The following is a 2282-nucleotide window of genomic DNA, read 5'->3' as shown; positions in this document are numbered from 1 at the left end:
CCCCCCGGCACCCCGGCCGTCCCCCCGCGTCCCACCGCACCCCCGCCCGCGCCGCCGGGCACGCAGCCGCCGCCCCGCCCGGACCGCGCGCCGACACCCCCGGCCGCACCGCCACCGCCCGCCGGCCGCCCCGCCGCCTTCCGCGACACCGCCGCCTTCCACCTGGCCCACAGCCAGGAACTGTGGAACGCCGCCCGCGGGCGCACCGACGGCCCGGACACCCCGGGCCGCGAGCCCGCCGCGGCGCCCGCCGGCGAACCGCCGCGGCCCGCCGCCGACCGCCCCGCGCCGCCCTGGCCGGGCAGCCACCTGCCGCCGCAGCGCGCCGGGGCCCGGCCCGGCATGCCCGCCACGCCCCCGCGCCGCCCGGCGTCCGCCCGCCGCCCCGGCGCCCGGGCGCTGGCCGCCGCGGCCTGCCTCGTCCTCGGCATCGGCCTCATCGGCGGTGCCGCGGCCGGGAGTTGGCTCACCGACGACTCCGCCGACGCCCCGCCGAGCCCGCAGGAAGCGTTCACCACGGGCCACGACGTCTGGCACAGCACCCCCGTCGACACCCTCTTCCCGCGCACCGTCAACGGCCTCGGCGTCGGCCCCGGCGGCGCCGACCGCACCTGGACCCGGATCGCGGTCGCCCCCGACAGCGGCTGCGCCGACGCCTACGACCCCCGGCTCGCCCAGGCGCTCGCCACGGCCGGCTGCGCCCGCCTGCTGCGCGCCACCTACGTCGACGCCACCCACAGCAGCCTCATCACCGTCGGCGCGCAGACCGCCAGAACCGATCCGGCCGGGATGATGGCCCTCAACACCCGCTTCAGCACCAAGAACCTGGCCAACCGCACGGACCTGATGCCGTTGCCCTACGCGCCCAAGGGCACCCCGGCCGAGGGCTTCGGCCGTGCGCAGCGCGCCAGTTGGACCGTCCGGGTGCTCACCGACGTCCCGGTCATCGTCTACGCCGTCTCCGGTTTCGCCGACGGCCGCGCCGTCACCGAGCCGCAGCCCGCCGAGGCCGCCACCCGGTCCGGCGCCACCACCGCCCCGGCCGAGTCCGGCCTGGGCCACGACGCGAAGGACCTCGCGGACCGCGTCGCGGCGGACTTCCGCACGGCCGCCGGCCTCCCCTCGCAGACCACGGAGTCCTCACCATGACGAAGGCCCTGCTGCGCGGCGCCGCCGTCGCCCTGTCCTGCGCGGCGCTCGCGGTGCTCCCCGCCGTGCCCGCACACGCCGACGCGCTGCGCGCCCAGGAGTGGGGGCTGGAGGCCGTCCACGCACAGCAGGCGTGGCACACCACGAAGGGCAAGGGCATCACCGTCGCCGTCCTGGACACCGGTGTCGACGCGAACCATCCCGACCTCAAGGGCCAGGTCCTGCCCGAGAAGGACCTGGTGGGCTTCGGCGCCGGCCCCGGCGAGGGGGCCTGGGCCCGGCACGGCACCGGCATGGCCAGCGTCATCGCCGGCCGCGGCCACGGCGCGGGCAACCAGGACGGCGTCCTCGGTGTCGCCCCCGAGGCCCGCATCCTGCCGGTCCGGGTGATCCTGGAGGACAACGACCCCCAGCGCGAACGGGCCCGTACCGAGAAGGCCGGCGCGCTCGCCGACGGCATCCGCTGGGCCGCCGACCACGGCGCCGACGTGATCAGCATGTCGCTGGGCGACGACAGCGAGTCCGCGCACCCCGAGCCGCGCGAGGACGCCGCCGTCCAGTACGCCCTCGGCAAGGGCATCCCCGTCGTCGCCTCGGCCGGCAACGGCGGCCTGAAGGGCAACCACGTCTCGTACCCCGCCGCCTACCCGGGCGTCATCGCGGCCACCGCCGTCACACATCTGGGCGCCCGCGCCCGCTTCTCCACCCGCCACTGGTACGCCACGGTCAGCGCGCCCGGCGACGCCATCGTCATGGCCGGCACCGGCGACAGCTACCTCTCGGGCTGGGGCACCAGCCCCGCCGCCGCCTTTGTCTCCGGCGCCATCGCCCTGATCCGCGCCGCCCACCCCGGCCTGAGCCCCGCCCAGATCCGCCGGCTGCTGACCAGCACCGCCCAGGACGCCCCGGAGGGCGGCCGCGACGACGACTACGGCGCCGGCCTGATCGACCCCGCCGCCGCCCTCAAGGCCGCCGCCACCCTCAAGCCCGCCCCCCAGAAGCCGGTCCCCGCCGCGTACGCCCACCGCTACTTCGGCCCCGGCCCCGCCCCCGCCTTTGTCTCCGGCGCCATCGCCCTGATCCGCGCCGCCCGCCCCGGCCTGAGCCCCGCCCAGATCCGCCGGCTGCTGACC

The 2282-nt window shown here is 78.5% G+C and carries 2 protein-coding genes; both read left to right on the top strand.

What is annotated here, in order from left to right:
- Positions 1-1149, top strand: a 1149-nt coding sequence (locus OO62_RS36065; RefSeq protein WP_033271958.1) for a hypothetical protein, incomplete at its 5' end; no start/stop codon positions are given.
- Positions 1146-2282: type VII secretion-associated serine protease mycosin (gene mycP, locus OO62_RS36060; RefSeq protein ID WP_051733907.1), on the top strand; the 1137-nt coding region annotated here is incomplete at its 3' end. The genes OO62_RS36065 and mycP, both read left to right, overlap by 4 nt.

This window comes from Streptomyces lydicus, assembly GCF_000717345.1.
Taxonomy (GTDB): Bacteria; Actinomycetota; Actinomycetes; order Streptomycetales; family Streptomycetaceae; genus Streptomyces; species Streptomyces lydicus.
This window is presented reverse-complemented; position numbering and strand designations above follow the sequence as displayed.